Origin of the sequence: Micrococcus sp. HSID17227 (assembly GCF_003989405.1) — a bacterium.
Lineage (GTDB): Bacteria > Actinomycetota > Actinomycetes > Actinomycetales > Micrococcaceae > Micrococcus > Micrococcus luteus.
Window position 1 is genome coordinate 1 of the sequence record NZ_RBLN01000435.1, and the last position, 925, is coordinate 925.

Below are 925 nucleotides of genomic sequence, written 5' to 3' on the forward strand. Positions count from 1 at the left end.
TCCGTTCCGGACCCCGTCAGCGGGACCCCGTCGTCCGTGGCCGTGTGGGAGTACGCCCCCGTTCCGGAGGCCGCACCGGGTTCGCCCGGCGCACCCGAGGGAGACACGGCCGCTGCCCCGCTGGTGTTCGTGCACGGCTTCCGCGGGGACCACCACGGCCTCGCCCTGCTGGCCGACGCGCTCCCGGAGCATCCGATCCACTCGATCGAGCTGCCCGGCTTCGGGGCCTCGGAGCCCTTCCCTCACGCGGAGCACACCGTCGCCCATCACGCGGACGCGGTGGCCGCCGTCGTCACCGCCCTGGGTCTGCCGGCCGCCCCCGTGCTGGTCGCACACTCCTACGGGACGACCGTGGCGGCCGAGCTGGTCGCCCGGGACCCGTCCCGGTGGGGACGGCTGGCCCTGCTCAACCCCATCGCCGAACCCGCGCTGCACGCGTCCGCGTCCGTGTCGAGTCGGGTGCTGGCGGCCGTCGCCGAGGGGTACTACGAGGTCGCCGCCCGCCTGCCCGAGCGCCCGGCGCGGCTGCTGCTGGGCGCGCCGCCGGTCGTGTGGGTGACCACGCTCGCCATGACCCGCACCAGGGACAGGGATGTCCTCGCGTACACCCATGACCAGCACCGGCGCCACTTCTCGGACTTCGCCTCCGCACGCATGCTCTCCGAGGCGTACCGCGCCTCGAGCACGGGCTCCGTGGCCGACGTCGCCGCCCGCCTCAGCCTGCCGGTGCTGCTGGTCGCGGGGCGGGAGGATCCGCTGGGCTCGATGCCGGCACAGGAGGCGCTCGCCGCGGCGATCGACGACGCGGGCGGCACGGCGGAGCTGCACGTCCTCGACGGCGTCGGGCATCTGCTGCACTACGAGCGGCCGGCCGCCTGTGCGGCGTTGATCCGCGACTGGCTCCGCCGCGCCGGCCGCTGACGGG

Annotated in this window: 1 protein-coding gene; it reads left to right on the forward strand. The window is 75.7% G+C overall.

The window, feature by feature from the left end; all coding sequences use genetic code 11:
• Nucleotides 1-921, forward strand: a 921-nt coding sequence (locus D8M29_RS12440; protein WP_127446034.1) for an alpha/beta fold hydrolase, incomplete at its 5' end; no start/stop codon positions are given.
• Nucleotides 922-925: the final 4 nt, after the last annotated feature.